Source organism: Burkholderiales bacterium, from assembly GCA_023511995.1.
Classification (GTDB): domain Bacteria; phylum Pseudomonadota; class Gammaproteobacteria; order Burkholderiales; family Thiobacteraceae; genus Thiobacter.
In genome coordinates this window covers 131,601-150,925 of the sequence record JAIMAL010000002.1, presented here as the reverse complement: position 1 = coordinate 150,925, position 19,325 = coordinate 131,601, and the positions used below count along the sequence as shown (strand labels likewise).

15 protein-coding genes are annotated in these 19,325 nt (G+C 66.9%); 2 read left to right on the top strand and 13 right to left on the bottom strand.

Features of this window, described 5'->3' with window-relative positions; genetic code table 11:
- Positions 1-25: 25 nt before the first annotated feature.
- The 4 genes from K6T56_02195 to htpX form a co-directional block, all read right to left on the bottom strand.
- Positions 26-1,195: a 5-(carboxyamino)imidazole ribonucleotide synthase gene (locus tag K6T56_02195; GenBank protein MCL6555154.1), complete on the bottom strand. Its 1,170-nt coding sequence runs from the start codon at positions 1,193-1,195 to the stop codon at positions 26-28.
- Positions 1,192-1,686: a 5-(carboxyamino)imidazole ribonucleotide mutase gene (gene purE / locus K6T56_02190; GenBank protein MCL6555153.1), complete on the bottom strand. Its 495-nt coding sequence runs from the start codon at positions 1,684-1,686 to the stop codon at positions 1,192-1,194. Before purE ends, K6T56_02195 begins: the two co-directional genes overlap by 4 nt.
- Positions 1,687-1,863: 177 nt before the next feature.
- Complete coding sequence (locus K6T56_02185; GenBank protein MCL6555152.1) at positions 1,864-2,820, bottom strand: TerC family protein; 957 nt, start codon at positions 2,818-2,820, stop codon at positions 1,864-1,866.
- A 7-nt stretch (positions 2,821-2,827) separates the two neighbouring features.
- Entirely contained in the window at positions 2,828-3,703 is an 876-nt protein-coding gene (gene htpX, locus K6T56_02180; protein MCL6555151.1) for a protease HtpX, read from the bottom strand.
- Between the two features lie 103 nt (positions 3,704-3,806).
- On the opposite strand from htpX, the gene nhaR reads away from it, so the two are divergent.
- Positions 3,807-4,697: a transcriptional activator NhaR gene (gene nhaR, locus K6T56_02175; GenBank protein ID MCL6555150.1), complete on the top strand. Its 891-nt coding sequence runs from the start codon at positions 3,807-3,809 to the stop codon at positions 4,695-4,697.
- Between the two features lie 60 nt (positions 4,698-4,757).
- On the opposite strand, the gene K6T56_02170 is transcribed toward nhaR, so the two are convergent.
- The 3 genes from K6T56_02170 to K6T56_02160 form a co-directional block, all read right to left on the bottom strand.
- The gene (locus K6T56_02170; GenBank protein MCL6555149.1) at positions 4,758-5,990 is read right to left on the bottom strand and encodes a multifunctional CCA addition/repair protein; all 1,233 of its coding nucleotides are present in this window, start codon (positions 5,988-5,990) and stop codon (positions 4,758-4,760) included.
- 17 nt (positions 5,991-6,007) lie between these two features.
- Positions 6,008-7,084, bottom strand: coding sequence for a complex I NDUFA9 subunit family protein (locus K6T56_02165; protein MCL6555148.1), 1,077 nt, complete (start codon positions 7,082-7,084; stop codon positions 6,008-6,010).
- Positions 7,085-7,178: 94 nt separating this feature from the next.
- Positions 7,179-7,937 (bottom strand): 3',5'-cyclic-nucleotide phosphodiesterase, encoded by a 759-nt coding sequence (locus K6T56_02160; GenBank protein ID MCL6555147.1) that lies wholly within the window; start codon positions 7,935-7,937, stop codon positions 7,179-7,181.
- A 100-nt stretch (positions 7,938-8,037) separates the two neighbouring features.
- On the opposite strand from K6T56_02160, the gene K6T56_02155 reads away from it, so the two are divergent.
- A complete protein-coding gene (locus K6T56_02155; protein MCL6555146.1) occupies positions 8,038-9,918 on the top strand; it encodes a pyruvate kinase in 1,881 nt (626 codons plus the stop codon).
- A 4-nt stretch (positions 9,919-9,922) separates the two neighbouring features.
- On the opposite strand, the gene K6T56_02150 is transcribed toward K6T56_02155, so the two are convergent.
- The 6 genes from K6T56_02150 to K6T56_02125 form a co-directional block, all read right to left on the bottom strand.
- On the bottom strand, positions 9,923-11,422 hold the full coding sequence (locus tag K6T56_02150; GenBank protein ID MCL6555145.1) for a CHAD domain-containing protein: 1,500 nt from the start codon (positions 11,420-11,422) through the stop codon (positions 9,923-9,925).
- Positions 11,415-13,490: a polyphosphate kinase 1 gene (gene ppk1, locus K6T56_02145; protein ID MCL6555144.1), complete on the bottom strand. Its 2,076-nt coding sequence runs from the start codon at positions 13,488-13,490 to the stop codon at positions 11,415-11,417. The genes K6T56_02150 and ppk1 overlap by 8 nt, the downstream gene beginning before the upstream one ends.
- A gap of 129 nt (positions 13,491-13,619) precedes the next feature.
- On the bottom strand, positions 13,620-13,895 hold the full coding sequence (locus tag K6T56_02140; protein ID MCL6555143.1) for an oxidative damage protection protein: 276 nt from the start codon (positions 13,893-13,895) through the stop codon (positions 13,620-13,622).
- Positions 13,896-13,961: 66 nt separating this feature from the next.
- Entirely contained in the window at positions 13,962-16,817 is a 2,856-nt protein-coding gene (locus K6T56_02135) for an EAL domain-containing protein (GenBank protein MCL6555142.1), read from the bottom strand.
- Between the two features lie 80 nt (positions 16,818-16,897).
- Positions 16,898-18,244 carry an amino-acid N-acetyltransferase gene (gene argA, locus K6T56_02130; protein ID MCL6555141.1) on the bottom strand — a complete coding sequence of 449 codons (1,347 nt, stop codon included), beginning with the start codon at positions 18,242-18,244 and terminating at the stop codon, positions 16,898-16,900.
- 36 nt (positions 18,245-18,280) lie between these two features.
- Positions 18,281-19,018, bottom strand: a complete 738-nt coding sequence (locus K6T56_02125) for a 16S rRNA (uracil(1498)-N(3))-methyltransferase (GenBank protein MCL6555140.1) — start codon at positions 19,016-19,018, stop codon at positions 18,281-18,283.
- Positions 19,019-19,325: the final 307 nt, after the last annotated feature.

Here is a 19,325-nt window from a genome sequence, read left to right as displayed (position 1 = left end):
CAGGCGGGGCAAAGGGCGGGCACACTCATGCGGCGGGCTCCCTGTGCGTCGGGGCGGGGCCTTCGACCCCCACCGCGGCGCGCGCGGCCAGGGCCTGGCTGAGGGCGGCTTCCAGGGTGGGGGCGACCACGTTGAAGTGACCCATCTTGCGCCCCGGGCGCGCCTGCCGCTTGCCATAGAGGTGGAGCTTCAGATTGGGATGGGCAAGGAGTCCGCCCCAGTCGGGCGTGCCCCCTCCCCAGATATCGCCGAGGAGGTTCACCATCACCACGGGGGAAAACAACCGCGTCTCCCCCAGGGGCAGGCCGCAGGTGACCCGCACCTGCTGCTCGAACTGGCTGGTCAGGCATGCGTCCAGCGTGTAATGCCCGCTGTTGTGGGGGCGTGGCGCGATCTCGTTCACCAGCAGACGGTCGCCATTGAGGAGGAAAAACTCCACCGCCATCACGCCGCAGTAACCGAGCCGCTCGGCAATGGCCACCGCCATCTCCCGGGCGCGGGTTTCCACTTCCACACCGATGCGGGCGGGCGCCATGCTGATGTCGAGGATGCCATTGCGGTGCTGGTTTTCGGCGACAGGGTAACACACGGTGCGGCCCACCCCATCCCGCGCCAGCACCACCGACAGCTCGGCACGCAGGGGGAGGAAGGCTTCCAGTACACAGGGCTCGTTGCCCATGGCGGCATGGGCGGCGATGGCCTCCTCCAGGGAATCCACGCGCGCCTGACCCTTGCCGTCATAGCCGAACCGGCTCACCTTGAGCAGGGCGGGAAAGCCGGTGGCGCGGGCTGCCGCGCTGATTGCCGAGGGCTCCGGCACGAGGCCGAAGGGTGCGGTGGGAAAGCCGTTTTCGGCGAGGAAAGTCTTTTCCCGCGCGCGGTCCTGGACAATCGCCACGGCCTGCGCCGACGGCCGCACCACGGTGTGGTTTTCCAGCAGGCGCAGGCTGTCGGCGTGCACGTTCTCGAACTCGATGGTCACCGCGGCGCAGGTGCGGCCCATGTGGGCGAGCGCTGCCGGATCCCGGTAATCGGCGCACAGATGTTCACTGGCGATGCGGCCGGCGGGACTGTCGGGGTCCGGATCGAGCACCACCACGCGGTAACCCATGGTGAGCGCGGCCATGGTGAACATGCGGCCCAGTTGACCGCCGCCCAGCACGCCCAGTGTGGCCCCCGGCAAGATGGGGGTCATGGCGACTCCGGCAGGGTCATTGCCAGCACGCTTTCCGTCTGCCGCGCTCGATAGGCTTCCAGCCGGGCGGCGAGCATCCCGTCCTGCAGCGCCAGCAGGGCGGCGGCGTAGAGGGCGGCATTGGCGGCGCCTGCGGCACCGATGGCGAAGGTGGCCACCGGTACCCCCTTGGGCATCTGCACGATGGAGAGGAGCGAATCCAGGCCCTGGAGATGCCGCGAAGGCACCGGCACCCCCAACACCGGCAGTCGCGTCTTGGCCGCCAGCATGCCGGGCAGATGGGCCGCGCCGCCGGCGCCGGCAATGATGCACATAAGGCCTCTGTCCACGGCGCGCTCGGCGTATTCGAAGAGGAGATCAGGCGTACGGTGGGCGGAGACCACCCGCGCCTCGTGGGGGATCGACAGTTCCTTCAGCACCGCACAGGCGTGCTGCATCACCTCCCAGTCGGAAGTGCTGCCCATCACCACACCCACCCGAGGTTGTTCCATGGCCGTCTCCCTGCGGCGCGACATTGGCGAAAACGGGAATTATCCCAAATTCGGGCGGGGGGGCACAGGGGACGGGCATCAATGGTCAGTGGGCAGTGGCCAGAGGACGCCGTGTTCTTCCGCGTCCCCGGTGGTTTCCCAAGCCTTTGCCCGCTGGCTGCGCGTGGTCCCTCGCTTCTAGCGCCGGGTGCGGGTGGCGGCCAGGCTGGCGAAGACGGAGGTGGCGATGATGAGGGCCACCACACCCAGGGCGATGCCCACCGGCACCTTGTAGAAATCGGCGAGCAGCATCTTCGCCCCCACCAGGACCAGTACCAGGGCGAGGCCGTACTTGAGCAGGTGGAAGCGCTCCGCCATGTCGGCAAGGAGGAAGTAGAGGGCGCGCAGGCCGAGGATGGCGAAGATATTGGAGGTGAAGACGATGAAGGGGTCGGTGGTGATGGCGAAAATGGCGGGAATGGAATCCACCGCGAAGATGAGATCCGAGGTCTCGATCAGCACCAGCACCACGAAGAGGGGGGTGAACCAGCGCGCGCCTTCCTGGACGACGACGAAGCGCTCGCCGTGATAGCGTTCGGTGATGGGCAAATGACGGCGCAGCCAGCGCAGGACGGGGTTTTTGTCCAGGTCGGGTTCGTGCTCGGCGAAGATGAGCATCTTGATGCCGGTGACCACCAAAAAGGCACCGAACAGATAGAGCACCCAGTGGAAACGGCTCACCAGCCACACGCCGAGGAGGATCATGATGGCGCGCATCACGATTGCGCCCAGCACGCCGTAGAGGAGCACCCGTCGCTGATACTCGGGCGGTACGGCGAAATGGCTGAAGATCATGAGGAAGACGAAGATGTTGTCCACCGACAATGACTTTTCGATGAGATAGCCGGTGAGGAAGGCCGCCGCCTTGGCGTTGGCCACCTCGCGGCCCACGGTGGTGTCGAGATACCACCACAGCAGGCCGCAGAAGACCAAGGCGAGGCTCAGCCACAGCACACTCCAGGCGAGGGCCTCACGCACGGCGACACGGTGGGCCTGGCGGCCACCGAGGAGGAAAAGATCCAGCGCCAGCATGGCGAGGATGAACAAAACAAACCCCGCCCAGAGGGCGGGGGTGCCGACGCTGATGGCATCCATGGAAGGGTCAGCCCAGGGCCCGCAGGGCGGCGATACGCTCTTCCAGTGGCGGGTGGGTCATGAACAGGCGTTTGAGGCCATGGCCGATGCCACCGCTGATGCCGAAGGCGGCCATTTTGTCGGGCAGAGGCGCGGTGTGGACCCGCATCAGCCGCTCCAGGGCGGCGATCATCTTGTCGCGCCCGGCGAGCTGGGCGCCGCCACGGTCGGCGCGGAATTCGCGCTGCCGCGAGAACCACATGACGATGAGGGAGGCCAAAAGACCCAGCACCAGCTCGGCGATGATCATGGTGACGAAGAAGGCGGGGCCGTGGCCTTCCTCGTTCTTGAAGATCAGCCGGTCGACGGTGTGGCCGATCACCCGCGACAGGAACATGACGAAGGTGTTGACCACGCCCTGGATCAGCGCCAGGGTGACCATGTCCCCGTTGGCGATGTGGGAGACCTCGTGGCCGAGGACGGCTTCCGCCTCATCCCGCGTCATCGAATGCAAAAGACCGGTGGAGACGGCGACGAGAGCATCGTTCTTGTTCCAACCGGTGGCGAAGGCATTCACCTCGGGGGAATCATAGATGGCGACCTCTGGCATGCCGATCCCCGCCTGGCGGGCCTGCCGGCGGACGGTTTCGATGAGCCAGCGCTCGGCTTCCGTCCTCGGCTGGTCGATGACCTGCGCGCCCACCGCCATCTTCGCGCTCCATTTGGACATCAGCAGGGAGAGGAAGGCGCCGCCGAAGCCGAATACCGCGGCGAAGACGAGCAGGGCGTTGACATTAAGCCCTTGGCTCGTGAGGTAGGGCTCGACACCGAGAAGGCGCAGGGTGATGGACAGCATCACCACGATGGCCAGGTTGGTGGCGAGGAACAACAGAATGCGTTTCATGGCAGGACTCCTTGATTGACCGACAATGACACAGGGTGGATTGTAAGGGCGGCAGGCTAAAATAAAATTCGAATGTTTGTGATTAAATCATCGGTTTTATCGAATGATCAACCTCAAGCACCTCTACTACTTCTGGACGGTGGCCAAGAGCGGCAGCATTGCCGCCGCGGCGGAACGGCTGCATCTTACCCCCCAGACCATCAGCGCCCAGATCAAGCTCCTGGAGGAGCGCCTGGGCACCGCCCTCACCCAGCCGGTGGGGCGGCGCCTCAAGCTGACGGAAGCGGGCGTGCGCGCGGCCGCCTACGCCGACGAAATCTTCGCCTTGGCGGAGGCGCTCGCGCGGGATCTCACCAGCCCCGGCGGGGCGGCGCAGCCCCTGCGGGTGGGCATTTCCGATGCCGTGGCGAAAAATGTCGCCTACCGGCTGCTTGCCCCCGTCACTGAACTGGCGGAGCCGGTGCGCTTGATCTGCCAGGAAGGCAAGCTCAACCCGCTCCTTGCCGAGCTCGCCCTGCACCGGCTGGACGTGGTGGTGGCGGACCGTCCCCTGCCACCCACGGTGCGGGTGAAGGGCTACAACCACAAGCTCGGCGAATCGGAGCTCGCCTTCTTCGCCGCACCGGCGCTCGCCCGCCGCTGCCGGCACTTTCCCGCCTGCCTCGATGGCGCTCCGCTCCTGCTGCCGGGGGAGGATTCCGCCTCCCGCGCGCGCCTGACCGACTGGCTGGAAGCCCAGCGGCTTCACCCCCGGGTGGTGGGGGAGTTCGATGATGCGGCGTTGATGAACGCCTTCGGCCAGGCGGGGCGGGGGATTTTTCCCGCCCCCGCGGTGCTCGCCCAGGAGGTGGAGAGCCAGTACGGGGTACGCGAGATCGGCCGGGCACACGGCGTGCGGGAGACCTATTACGCCATCACCGGCGAGCGGCGCATCAGCCACCCGGCCCTGCGCCTGGTGACGGAGAACGCGCGGGACCGTTTCTTCGCCGCCTGAAGCACTCGGCCCGCCACGACCGTGCCCCGCTCGTTGCCGGCAAAAGACTTGGTCCCTTGGTCATGATTCGCCGCCTGCCTTCCCGCCCAGGGCGGCGGCCACGGCGGCAATGCGCGCGGCGGTGACGGCGGCGCGGATTGCCTCGCCCCCCTGATGCTGGCGGGCAATCGTGCCGGCATCGACGGTGGCGGCGGCGCGGAAAGCCGCGGCCAGGCGCTCGGCGCCCGGCATGCGGCGCGCCTCGTAGCCGGGGCGGCCCTGGTAATCGGCCTCGCAGGCTTGCAGGAATTGCTGGAAGCGGGCGGGCTGGCGAAAGGCATCCAGCCGGACGAGGAGATCGACAAGCCGTTCGGCATCCGCTTCATCGGCCCGGTGGGCTTCCCCGTGCCAGCGGGCGACCAGGACTGCCAGCTCGCGACAGTCATGGGGCGCGCGCAGACGGGCGGCGAGGCCCTGCACGAGGGGCACGCCCCGCTCCTCATGGCCGGGATGGAAGGGCCATGCTTCCGGCGGGGTGGTGCCTTTGCCAAGATCGTGGGTGAGGGCGGCGAAGCGCACCGGCAGGGCGCCGCCGTTGGCGGCGGCCCGGTCCACCACCCGCATCACATGCTCCCCCGTGTCTACTTCCGGATGACTTTTGGGATGCTGGGGCACGCCGAAGAGGCGATCCACCTCGGGGAGGATTTTCGCCAGCGCCCCACATTCCCGCAGCACCTCAAACATGCGCGAGGGGCGGGCTTCCATGAGGCCGCGGGAAAGCTCCTGCCATACCCGTTCCGGCACCAGGGCATCCACCTCGCCGCTTTCCACCATCTGCCGCATCAGCGCCAGAGTTTCCTCGGCGAGGGTGAAGTCGGTGAAGCGGGCGGCAAAGCGCGCCACCCGCAGGATACGCACTGGGTCTTCGGCGAAGGCCGGGCTCACGTGGCGCAGCACCCGGTTTTGCAGGTCGCGCCGGCCGCCGTAGGGGTCGATGTACTGACCGGTCTCGTCCTTGGCGATGGCGTTGATGGTGAGGTCCCGCCGCGCCAGATCCTCCTCTAGGGTCACTTCGGGGGAGGCATAGACGGTGAAGCCCTTGTAGCCCCGGCCGCTTTTGCGTTCCGTGCGCGCCAGGGCATATTCCTCATGGGTGACCGGATGCAGGAAGACGGGAAAGTCCCGCCCCACCGGCAGGAAGCCCAGGCGCACCATTTCTTCCGGGGTGGCGCCCACCACCACCCAGTCGCGGTCGGCGACCGGCAGGCCGAGGAGCTCGTCCCGCACCGCGCCGCCGACCATGTAGGTTTTCATGGAGCTTGGCGGGCGCGTTAGCGGCGTGCCCCATGCCGCAGCGCGTCGTAGCGGGAGACCACCGCGTGCGGGCCGATGTAGTGGGGGGCCACCGCTTCCAGGGCCAGCGGATGAATGCCGAAGACAGGGGGGAAAGGCCCGCTGCAGACGCTGTCCACTTGCAGCGAGTAAAAGTTGTCCCGGGTCATGAGGCGCCCCGGCAGATGTTCCAGCAGCCAGGCATTGAGGTAGGACAGTCGCGGGGAAAGGGGCAGGATGATAGGCCGCCGGCCTTCCAGGCTCGCCACGTATTCCACGAGCTCGCGGAAGGTGTAGGTCCGCGGGCCGCAAAGATCGTAGGTCTGGCCGTAGGTGGCCGGGTTCTCCAGGCTGCTCGTGAAGGCGGCGGCCACGTCCTCCACGAACACCGGCGCAAAACGGGCATTGGGGCAGGCAAGGGGGATCACCGGCAGGCGGCGCACCAGGCTGGCAAGCTTGGTGAGGAAGGAATCGCCGCGGCCGAAGATCACCGAGGGACGGAACACCGTGGTGGCCAGGGAATGACCGCGGATGAACTTCGGCCCGTCGAGATACCAGGTCTCGGCCTCCCGGTGGGGCAGTCCCGCCTCCCGCACGAGGGCCTCGCCCACCCCCTTGGAGCGGAGATAGGCACTCCTTGCCACCGGATTGGCGTTGAGGGCACTCATGTGCAGCAGGCGCCGCACGCCCTGCTCGCCGCAGGCGTGGATGATTTTGCGGGGCAGCTCCACGTGCACCTCGTGGAAATCGCCCCGCCGCGCGGTGGGCAGGTCCACGCGGCCCAATCGCACCTCATGGAGGATGCCCACCAGATTGATGGCTGCATCCATCCCCGCGAGAAGCCGCGCCAGCGCCGCCGGGTCGTGGATGTCGGCTTCCACCACCTCCACGCCGGGCAGAACGAGCAATTCCTTCGCCCGCGCAGGCCGGCGCGTGGGCACGCGCACCGTGTAACCGGCGCCGATCAGGCGGTGGACCACGTGCTGGCCGACGAAACCGCTGCCGCCGAAGACGCAGACGCCGTGTATCTTGGGCAGGGTGGGGATCGCTCCGTAGGAGGAAGCCTGTGCTTGCATTTGGTTTGGGATGTTTTCGGCTCGAGGGGAATCGCAGACTTGTCCCCTCATTCTACCCAAGGCAGCTTGCCCCCCGCCAGCGCGAGGGGCGCTTTCAGAAGACGATCACCTCGCCGCGCGTAAGCCGCCGCAGGCAGCGGCTGGAGCAGGCGGCCTGGATTTCCGCCCAGATTTCCTCTTCGCGGCCGGGTTCCATGTGGGTGATGTGGACCATCACCCCGGGAGGGACATGGGCAAGCGCCAGGGCGAGCCGGCGTGCATTGTTGTGTCCGGCGGCCTCGCACGCCGCCTCGAGGGCATTGAGGAAGGTGGTCTCGATGATGAGATGGCGCAGGTTGGCAATGTGCTTGAGTTCGGCAAAGAAGGTTTCGCTGTAGGTGGTGTCGCCGGTGAAGACGAGGCTTGCTGCCCCCGAGTCGATCCGCCAGGCGCAGGCGGGGATGGCGTGTTTCACCGGCAGGGGCTGAAAGCGCCGGCCGCCGATTTCCACCGTCTCGCCCAAGGCCACCGGCTGCAGCCGCACATAGGGCAGGGCCTCCGAGGTGTAATCGGGCCAGACCCGGTTGTTGAAAATGCACTCGCGCAGGGTTTGCAGGGTTTCCGGAAGGCCATGGACGACAAGGGGCTCATCGCGCCGATCCACCCGCGCATCTGCCAGCATGGGCAGTAGCGCGATGTGGTCCAGGTGGGCGTGGGTGAGAAAAACCTGGTCGATAACGATCAGCGCGGCAAGGGGGGAATCCCCCACTCCCGTGCCGCAGTCGATGAGGGTGTCCTCGTCCACCTGCAGGGCGGTGGTGCGCGCCTCGCCGCCGATGCCCCCGCTTGCGCCGAGAACCTTCAGCCGGATCATGGGCGCATTATAGTCGGGCTGGCGCGGCTCGCCCGTAAAGAAAGCGTCATACGCCGGTCACAACACCCCTGTAGCGTGGGCAAAAGCCCTTTTTTTGTCCATGGACCGCGATCCCGCCAGCGAGCTCAATGCCGCCCTTGCCGACCTCGCCCATCAGGTCGCCACCCTGCGCCGCGCGGTGCGGCGGGGTTGCCGCGAGCTGTTGCGGCAATGGGCGCCTTGGCTTTTGCGCCGCGCCTTCCACGGCGGCGCGGAGAACCTCGCCGCCTACATCATTCTCCGCCGCCACGATCTGCGGGCGCTTCAGGAGCGGCTGGCCACCTATGGGCTCTCTTCCCTGGGGCGGGCGGAAGGCCATGTGCTCCCCGCCCTGGATACCCTTCATCAGGCATTGCAACTCATGCTGGGCAAGCCGGTGGATGCGGGCCGGGCCCGTCGCCTGGCCGCCGCCATGAATCACCGCCCCGACCTGGAGGCCCATACCGACCGGCTGCTGGGCCCGCCGCCCCTGCCCAGGCGGGTGCGCATCATGGTCACCCTGCCGGCGGAGGCGGCCGGCGACTATCCCTTCGTGCGGGAGCTGGTGCTGCGGGGCATGGATTGCGCCCGCATCAATTGCGCCCATGATGATCCCGCGAGCTGGGAGCGCATGGCGGCGCACGTGCGGCGCGCGGCGGAGGAAACGGGCCGGTCCTGCCGCATCCTCATGGATTTGGCCGGTCCCCGGGTGCGCACCGGGCCGGTGAAGGCGGGGCCAGAGGTGCTGCATCTGAAGCCGGGGCGGGACAAACTGGGGCGGCTCGTCCGGCCGGTGCGGGTGATTTTGGACGGCAGCGGCATGCCGGGGCGACCCGCGGAAAAAGATCCCTTCGGCCGGGTCCTGCCCGCGCGTGTGGCGGTGTCGGCCCCTTGGGTCAGGGGACTTGAGCCCGGGGAGAGCATCCACTTCACCGATGCGCGGGGGCGCAGCCGGCGGCTTACGGTGCGCGTGCGTCTGACGGAACTCGAAGTGCTCGCCGACGGCGAGGAGGGGTTTTATCTCACGCCGGGGATCATCCTCCGCCGGGAGCGGGCAGGCGGCAAGGAGGAGCGGGAGACGGCGTGTGGTGCCATCGCTGCGCCGCCCATGGAAATCCGCCTGCACGCGGGCGATTATCTGTATCTCACGCGGGCGCCACTGCCCGGCGAGCCGATGGCGCCGGACGCCGGAGGTGAGGCTTTGCCCTTCGCCCATATTCCCTGTCTGCCGCCGGAGGTCTTCGATTTCCTGAGGGAAGGGGAGCCCGTCTTCATCGATGAGGGGCGCATCGCCGCCCGCATCGAGCAGGCGGATGCCCAGGGGGCACTGTTGCGCATCCTCCGCACGCGGCCCGAGGGGGAGAAACTGCGGCCGGAAAAAGGGGTGAATTTCCCGGAAAGCGAGCTTGCCCTGCCCGCGCTGACGGACAAGGACCTGGAAGACCTGGATTTCGTCGTCCGCCATGCCGATCTGGTGGGCTACTCCTTCGTGCAGACGGGGGAGGACATGGACCGGCTTCTGGAGGCGCTCGCCCGGCGCGGCGCCAGGGGGTTGGGCATCGTGGCCAAGATCGAGACGCGGCGAGCGGTGCACAACCTGCCGGAAATCATCGTCCGCGGCGCGGGCCGCCACCCCTTCGGCCTCATGATCGCCCGCGGCGACCTGGCGGTGGAGATCGGTTACGAAAGACTGGCGGAAATCCAGGAAGAACTGTTGTGGCTTGCCGAGGCGGCCCACGTGCCGGTGATCTGGGCCACCCAGGTGCTGGAAAGCCTGGTGAAACACGGTCTGCCTTCGCGCCCCGAGATCACCGATGCGGCCATGGCGGAGCGGGCCGAATGCGTGATGATCAACAAGGGTCCCTTCGTCCTCGACGCCATCGCCCTTCTCGACGACGTGGTGGAGCGCATGCAGGCCCACCAGCAGAAAAAGATGGCGCGGCTGCGCGCCCTGCACTGGTGAGCCGTTACGGCTCCCCGAGCGGTGGGCAGCGTTTGACTTCCTCCCAGGCGCGGGGCAGGGCGGCCAGGGCTTTGCGCCGTTGCCGCTTCACCCAGGCAAGAAAACGGGTGGCCTGCTCGCGGCGGGGGGTGGAACGGCGCTCCTTCGCCCACCTTTCCATCACCTGCGCGGCTTCTGCGAGGTCGTTGAGTTCCCCCAGCCGGTCCTGGAGGCGGGAAAGCCGCCGCAGCCAGGGCTTGCGGGCCGCCTCGGGAAGGAGGGTGCCGAGGAATTCCAGGCCATAGCGCAGCTTCTTCGCCTGCACCCGCAGCCGGTGGCGTTTCACATCATCGCCCCACTTGAGCTTTTTCCCCACGCGGAGGAGCCTTCGGCGGCGCTTTTCCAACCACTCACCGGCGAGGCGCGCCACGGGCGCGGCAAGGAGGCTTCGGCGGCTTGCGTCGGCGCCCTTGCGCCAGCCGCGGCTCGCGAGCCACTCCCCCATCTCCAGCATGAGCACCCCGTAAGCCGTCCCCCCCACGAGGGCCTGCACCTCGGCGTGCGCCTGCCTTCGCCTGGCGGCGATTGCCCGTCGCAGGTGGGGCGCACGCATCTTTTCCGATGCCTCGAAGGCGGGCAGCAGGTGCATGGCGAGGACATCCCAGTCCCGCGCTTGACCCAGCTTCGCGGCAAGGGTGCGTAGCCGGGGGGCCCAGCCTGCCCAGGTGTCGGCCGGCACGGCTTTGCGAAAGAGGGTGAAAAGCGCCCGCAGGCGGCGCAGGCCCACCCGCATCTGGTGCAGGAATTCCGGGTCGCCGCTGGCAAGCACCCCCGGCTGGTTGCGGGTGATCTGTTGCAGGGTGTGCCCAAAGAGGGTGGCGAAGGCAGCATCCACACTCTGCCGGGGGAAGAGGGGCGGCACCGTGGCGCGGGTCGGCGCTTCTTCCCGCCCCTCGATCAGGGCGTAACCCCGCTCGGCCTTGGAACGGGACTCCGGCGCGAGGGGAATCTGACTGGCGAGCAGCCGCGCCACCTGGTAAAGCGCACGGCTTGGGCCGGCGTTCAGTTCCAGCTCCAGCTCGAGAAAGGCGCGCTCCCGCTCACCGCAGCGGATCACGCCCCGGTCGAGGGCCGCTTCCAGCCTCGCTTCCCCGTGGGCGAGGGGCCAAATTTCGCGCTGGAAATCGGTGACGAAGACCGGTGTCAGCGAAGCCGGGTCGAGACCCGCAGCCGCAAGTGCCGTGGCATCGGGCCGGGGTTCTCTCACCTTCAGGTTTTCCTCCTCGCGGCGGTGCAGCCCGCCGCTTTCCCCGCCGCCCCCCTTGAGGGTCTGTACCCACTGGCGGCCGACGCGGCGGATGCGCAGGGCATAACCCCGCGCCGCAAGCGCAAGCTCGGGCGTGTCGTAGTAGATACTCAGCACATGGGTGCGGCGGGGTGGGCCGGCGAGGCGACGCAGGGCCGCGCGCAGACGGCGCACATCCGTTGGCGCCAGGCGCAGCTTAAGCTCCGTTTCCTCAGCCATCGCCGCCAGAGCGTGCCAGGCGGGCGAGCAGCGCGCCCTGAGCGCTGTAGGGCTTGCGCCGTCCGGGTTGAAGGCGAACATAGTTGCCGTCCGGCTGCATCTCCCAGGCCTGCAGGTTGTCCTTGAGATAGGGTAGCAGGCCCTCGCGGATCACCCGTCGTTTGAGGCGGGCATCGAGCACGGGAAAAGCCACTTCGATGCGGCGGAAGAGATTGCGGTGCATCCAGTCGGCGCTGGAGAGATAGACGTCGTCGGCGCCGTCGTTGCGGAACCAGAAAATGCGCGTGTGTTCCAGGAAGCGACCCACCACCGAACGCACGCGGATCCGCTCCGAGATACCGGCAAGGCCGGGGCGCAGGGCACACACGCCGCGCACGATGAGATCGATTTCCACCCCGGCGCGGGAAGCCTCGTAGAGGGCATGAATCACCTGCGGTTCCACCAGCGCATTCATCTTGGCCACAATGCGGGCGTGACGCCCGAGTCGGGCATGCTCCGCTTCGCGGGCGATGGCTTCCAGAAGCCGCGTGTGCAGGGTGAAGGGAGCCTGCCAGAGATGGGAGAGATTGCCGGCGCGGCCCAAGCCGGTGAGCTGGACGAAGATCTGGGCCACGTCGGCGCACAACCCTTCGTGGGCGGTGAGCAGGCCCATGTCGGTGTAAAGCTTGGTGGTGCGGGGATGATAGTTGCCCGTGCCCAGATGGGCGTAACGGCGCAGACGGCCGCCTTCCCGCCGCACCACCAGCGCCATCTTGGCGTGGGTCTTGTAGCCCACCACGCCATAGACCACGTGGGCGCCGGCTTCCTCGAGTTTTTGCGCCCAATTGATGTTGGCCTGCTCGTCGAAGCGGGCCAGGAGTTCCACCACCACTGTCACCTCCTTGCCCCGCTGGGCCGCCTCGATGAGCGCCTCCATGATTTCCGAATCGGTGCCGGTGCGATAGACCGTCTGGCGGATGGAGAGCACATCGGGATCCCGGGCCGCCTGCTGCACGAACTCGATCACCGGATTGAAGGACTGGAAGGGATGGTGCAGCAGCACGTCACCACGGCGGATGACGGCGAACAGATCGGCGCCCTTGCTGCCGCTCAAGGCGGGGGGCAGGCCGGGGGCGAAGGGGGGGAATTTGAGATCGGGCCGGTCCACCCAGTCCGGCACCTGCATGAGCCGCACCAGATTGACCGGACCGTGCACCTGGTAGAGGTCCTCGTCTTCCAGGTGGAACTCCCGCAGCAGGAAGCGGGCCATGGCTTCCGGGCAGTTGTCCGCCACCTCCAGCCGCACCGCTTCGCCAAACTGACGATGGGACAGCTCCCCCTGCAGCGCCTCGCGCAGATTGGTGACCTCCTCCTCGTCCACGAAGAGATCGCTGTTGCGCGTGACGCGGAACTGGTAGCAACCCTTGACGGTCATGCCGGCGAAGAGCTCGCCGACGTGGGCATGGAGAATGGAGGAGAGGAAAACGAAGCCATAGTCGCAGCCGGCAATTTCGCTGGGCATGCGGATCACCCGCGGCAGCACCCGGGGCGCCTGCACGATGGCGGTGCCGGAGGAACGTCCGAAGGCGTCGCGCCCCTCCAGCTCCACGGCGAAATTGAGCGCCTTGTTGAGCACGCGGGGAAAGGGATGGGCGGGATCGAGGCCGATGGGGGTGAGGACCGGCATCACGTGCTCGAAGAAATAATCCCGCACCCACTTTCGCTGTACTTCATTCCAATGGGTGCGGCGCAGAAAGCGGATGCCCTCGCCGGCCAGAGCGGGCAGGATGTCCTCGTTGAGGAGCCGATACTGGCGCTGGATGAGGGCATGGGCTTCGCGGCTCACCGCGCGCAACACCTCAGCGGCGCTCATGCCGTCGGGACCGGGAATGCCGCCGTGGGCCACCTGCTGCTTGAGGCCGGCGACGCGGATTTCGAAGAACTCGTCCAGGTTGCTGCTGACGATGCAGAGAAAGCGCAGCCTTTCCAGGAGCGGTGTGGCCGCATCTTCCGCCTGGGCGAGGACCCGCTGGTTGAAGGCGAGCTGGGCGAGCTCGCGATTGAGGAAGAGTTCGTGGGACAGGTTCATGAATGAGCGCGTCTATTCTACGAACCCGTCGCCCGCAGATTGTGACAACCCTGTGACAGCCGGCCCCAAGGCGCGGCCCGGCATGCCCCGGCAGCGGGGTGGCGGGGCAAAAAGGGGAAAACGGGAGCGCTACTTGCCCCGGGGCGGGACGTAGCCTGCGGGCATGTCGGCACCGCCGCCGAAGAAATAGGCCTCCATCTGTTCCATGAGGTATTTGCGGGCGCGGGGGTCGGCCAGGTTGAGGCGGTTTTCATTGACCAGCATGGTCTGCAGACGAATCCAGCCCTGCCAGGCCTCCTTGGAGACGTTTTCGAAAATGCGTTTGCCCAGCTCGCCGGGGTAGGGCGGGTAATCCAGACCTTCCGCCTCGCGCCCCAGCTTCACGCAATGAACCATTCTTGGCATGGGGTTTCCTTTTCGCGTTGCAAAAAGCCAATGATAACGTGAAACCGCCCCGTTGCGGCCGGCTCCTTACGCGGCTTCGCCCAGGGCGGGATGATCGCCCCTCGGCATGTCCAGATGATAGCCCTGCACGAAGTCCACGCCGAACTCCCGCAGCATGAGCAAGGTGGCCTCGTCCTCCACGAATTCGGCGATGACGGGTTTGCGCATGCCCTGGGCGACACCGACGATGGCCTTGACGAACATCTGGTTGTCGTAGTCGTTGGGCAGGTCGCGGATGAACAGCCCATCGATCTTGAGGATGTCCGCCTTCAGGTGCTTGAGATAGGCAAAGGAGGAAAAACCGCTGCCGAAATCGTCCAGGCAGACGCGGCAGCCAGCCAGATGCAGCGCCTCGATGAAGCGTTGCGCATCGTGCAGGTCGGACACCGCCGCGGTTTCCGTGAGCTCCACCATCAGGCGGTGGGGGGCGACACCGTGGCGATGGAGGGTGTCAGCGATGAACTGGGGCAGGAAGGGATCGTCGAAGGAACGCCCGGAGACATTGACCGCCAGGGCCGGCAGCCCCTGCAGGCGGGCGAGAAGCTTGATGCTTTCGGCGATCACCCAGCGGTCGATGTCCAGAATGCGGCCGCTTGCTTCCGCCAGGGGAATGAAATGGCCGGGCATGATGAGCCGTTCCGGATCGGCTTCGTCCACCATGCGCACCAGCACCTCGAGATGGGACAGGCGACCATCCCGTGCCCCGTACACCCCCTGAAAGTGCAGGCGCAGCAGGCCCTTGTCCAGGGCATTGGCGATGCGTTCGTTCCAGGTGAGTCGGGAAAGCCTCTGGCGCGAGGCATCGAGATCGGCGCGATAGATGCGCCAGGCGTTCTTGCCCGCCTCCTTGGCCTGATACATGGCGGCATCGGCATGGGCGATGAGTTCCTCCACGCTCGTGGCGTGTAGAGGATAGAGGGCAATGCCCACACTGGTGGTGAGCCGGATGTTCTGCCCTTCGAAGCGGAAGGGAATCTGGGCAATGGCGCGCACGATGCGCTCGCCCAGCATGGCCGCTTCCTTTTCCCCGGCATCCGGCAGGAGGACGGCGAATTCATCGCCCCCCAGCCGGCTGAAAATCTCGTTGCGCCGGATGAGGGCACTCACTTCGCCGGCCACCCGGATGAGCATGGCATCGCCCGCCCGGTGGCCGAAGGTGTCGTTGACGTATTTGAATTCGTCCAGATCAAAGAACAGCAGCGCACCCTGGGAGTTGCGGCGGTCCACTTCCGCCATCATGCGCGCAAGCTCCTCCTGGAAACGGCGCCGGTTGTACAGTCCCGTCAGCGAATCCCGCTCGGCGAGGTAAATCAACTGTTCGGCAGTCTGCCGCTCCCGTGTCACGTCTTCGTAAATCCACAGCCGGCCGATGAACCGCCCCTCCTCATCGCGCACGGGATAGGAAATCTGGGTGACCACCCGTCCGTCGGCCATGACGATCTCGAAGGTCTCGCTCACTTCGTGGGTGGCGGTGACCTGCAGCACGTGTTTGGAAAAATGATCGGGACGGGCGAGCACGTTGCCAGAATAGCCCAGCACCTCCGTCGTCCGCCGGCCGGCGAGGTCCACGTTGTCGCGGATGAGCCAGATGCGGCGAAACGCGGCATTGACGTAGATGACCCGGTTGTCGGCATTCTCGAACAGGATGCCGATGTTCATCGCCGACAATAGCGAAGCGAGGCGCGCCTGCTCCTGCCGGGCCTGCTCCAGAAGCCGCCGCTGGATGTCCTCCGACTGTCGGAGTTCCTCGATCGCTTCCTGCAGGACGAACTGGGCCTCCTTCAATTCGGAGATGTCGCGGATGCCGAGGCGGATGCCCAGATATTCGCCCCGCGGCCCATGGATGGGCTGCCAGGCCGCGGAGCACCAGACGAGGGCGCCGTCCTTGCGGTTTATGCGCATTTCGTAGTTGTCCACCGAGGTGCCGGAGATGGCCCGGGTGAGCTCGGCATAGACCCGTTCCCGATCCTCCGCCGCGATCAGGGGCAGGGGATAGTCGGGCATGGCCATCACCTCCTCCGGCGTGTAACCGGTGATGCGCCGCACCGACGGGTTCACCCACAAAAGCCGCCCGTCGGGTCCCAGCCAGGATTCCCAGTCGTAGGTGTAATCGGCGATGGCATGGAAGCGCCGCTCGCTTTCCTCGAGCGCCGCGATGCGGTTTTCGATGGCTGCCGCCATGCGGTTGAAACTGCGCGTGAGACTGGCCACCTCGTCGTCGCCGCTCACCGGCAGGCGCAGATCGAAGCGCCCGGCCGCCACCTCCTCCGCGGCCCGCGTAAGCAACCCGAGATGCCGGGTGAGCCAGTAGCTGAGCAGGATGAGGAGCAGGATGGAGAGCACAATCACCAGCGTGGCGATGGTGAAGGTATCCCGTACCAGGCGCTGGCGGGTGTCGTCGAGGAAACGGGTGGAGATACCGTAGCGCAGCTCGCCATGTACCACCCCGGCAAGTACGATGGGCAGGCGGGCATGGAAGACCTCTTTTCGTCCCAGCGCGGAGTCCGCATCCACCGGCGGCAGCGGCTGGCTGCGATCCCAGCCGGCGGCGGCCGCGACCCGGCCCAGGCCGTCGAAGAGCACGAGATAGGGCAGACCCTGGGCGGAGCGCAATTCGGTGAGGATTTCCTGCAGCGTGGCGTAATCCCGCTGCGCCAAGGGCGCGGCGAGCGCCGCACGCAGCAGGGGCTTGAGCTCCTCGTTGCGGGCGCGGGTCTGATTGATGAGGCTGTCGTCCACCAGACGCACGCCATTGGCAAGGAGCAGACCCACCATGGCGAGTTCCACCAGCACCGCCACCACGATGAGGCGCAGCCGCAGCGAGTGGAATCCACGTCGCCGTTCCCCGCCGGCTGGTTTCAGCACGGCGTTCTCCTCTTTCATCTCTGCCCTCCTTTTTTTGTCCCCGATTCTTCGCCGGGGTGGGTTGGTCATGGGCCGCGCGGGCCTTCGCTTGGGGATTCTCAGAGGCGTTTGACGAACACTTTCGACCGCCGCTGGTAGTTGTAGAGGGCCTGCTTCTGCTTCGGCAGCGCCTCGACGCTGGTTTCGACGAAGCCGTGTTCCACGAACCAGTGGGCGGTGCGGGTGGTGAGCACGAACAGGCGCGTGAATTTCTTCCGCCGCGCGATTTCCTCCATGCGCTGCAGAAGCAGCGTACCGCGGCCGGCATCCCGATAATCCGGGTGCACGGCGAGACACGCGAGCTCCGCTGCCTTCTCCTCGGGAAAAGGATAGAGGGCGGCGCAGCCGACGATGATGCCATCGTGGTCCAGGACGTAGAAGCGGTCGATCTCCATTTCCAGCAGTTCCCGGGAGCGCCGCACCAGGATGCCCTCCTCCTCCAGCGGCTGGATCAGGGCGAGGATGCCGCCCACGTCGTCGATGGTGGCCTGGCGCAGTTGTTCCACCGGGTCCTTGGTGATCATGGTGCCCACCCCTTCGCGGGTGAACAGCTCCTGGACGATGGCACCATCCAGATGACGGCTGATGAGGTGGGCGCGCCCCACGCCGTTGCGGCAGGCCTTGATGGCATAGGGCAGGTAGAGGGCCACGTCGGAGGTGGTGTCCTTCATGGTGCGCAGCACCCGCTCCGCCTCCTGCGCGGTGAGCTCCTTGAGGAGTCTGCCCTTGGCGTCGGTGACCCCCGGCGTTTCCATGAGGAAGATGAGCTTCTCCGCCTTGAGGGCGATGGCGGCGGCGGTGGCCACGTCCTCCAGGGTGAGATTGAACACCTCCCCCGTGGGTGAATAGCCCACCGGAGAAAGCAGCACGATCTCGTTCTGATCCAGGCGCCGCTGAATGGCGACGGCGTCGATCTTGCGCACCTCCCCCGTGTGCTGCAGGTCTACCCCTTCGCGCACCCCCATGGGTTGGGCGGTGACGAAATTGCCGCTGGCGACCCGGATGTCCGCCCCCGCCATGGGCGAGTTGGGCAGCCCCATGGACAGCATGGCCTCGATCTCCACCCGCACCGATCCCGCGGCCTCCTTGACGCAGGCCAGCGCCTCCGCATCGGTGATGCGCAGGCCCCCCGCATATTTCATGGCCACGCCGCGCTCCTTGAGCTCCGCCTCGATCTGCGGCCGCGCCCCGTGCACCAGCACGACGCGCACGTCGAGGGCATTGAGGAGATTGATGTCATGGGCAAGGCGCACGAAATCGCCCTCGCTCACCACCTCACCGCCGAAGGCGATGACGAAGGTACGGCCACCGAAGGCGTGGATGTAGGGCGCAGCGGAGCGGAACCAGTTGACGAAATCCTGGCTGCGGCTTGTGGCGGGGCGAGGTGGGGCCGTTTTCCGGTTCATGGTGGGGGCAAGTTTACTCAAAGGAGGCGCTTTTGGTCAGAAATCCCCCCACAGGGCCTGGATGGCGGCCAGGGCGGCGAGCGCCGCCGTCTCCGTGCGCAGGATGCGGGGTCCCAGCCGGACCGGCAGGAAACCCTGGTGGCGCGCCGCGGCCGCTTCCGCCTCCGTGAAGCCCCCTTCCGGGCCGGCGAGGAGGATGACGGGCCCCTGGGGTTCGCCAAGCGCGGCAAGGCGCGCCCCGCCGGCGGGGCTCAACAGCAGCGCCCGCTCGTCTCCCTGGCGCTGCGCCGTCCAGGTGGCGAGCCAGTCGGCAAGGCGCAGCGGCGCGTGCACCGGCGGCACCCTGCTGCGGCCGCTCTGCTCGCAGGCGGCAATCGCCACCCGCTGCCAGTGGAGGCGGCGTTTTTCCGCGCGTTCCCGGTCAAGCCGCACCACGCTGCGCTCGGCGAGGAGGGGCCAGATTTCCGCCACCCCCAGCTCCACCGCCTTCTGCACCGTATAGTCCATGCGCTCGCCGCTGGAGATGCCCTGCAAAAGCACGAGTTTCAGCGGCGGCTCCCGGTCGTTCGTCGCCGCCGCCTCGACGGCCACCCACACCGTGCCGCCCTCGATGGAGGTGATGCGCGCGGAAAACTCGTGACCCTCGCCATCGAAAAGGCCAATGGGATCCCCAGACTTGAGGCGCAGCACGCGGATGGCGTGATGGGCGGCCTCGGCCGGCAGGGTAAGCCGTGCACCCGGCGCGAGATCCCGTGGACAATGGAAACGATGCATGGTTTAACCCAGATTACCCATTAGACCGGCGTAAGCCTATAGGGGAGACGGGTAGGGTCGGCAAAGGTCTCCGGCATCTCCCATTGCCCGAACCTACGCGGGCCTCGCGTGCCCCTGCCCGGCCATTTTGCGCGCAACTTTTCTCCCGGATGTTCCATCCGGGCTGCGGCCGTCGCGCGCAAACTGTCTCGAGCATGGGCTGCGCGCCTTCCCGCGTCCCCATGGACAATCTGGGTTTAACCCAGATTTGTCATTAGGCCGGCCTCTGCCTTCGATTGGCGCTTTGGTGAGTCGAATCGCATCTGCG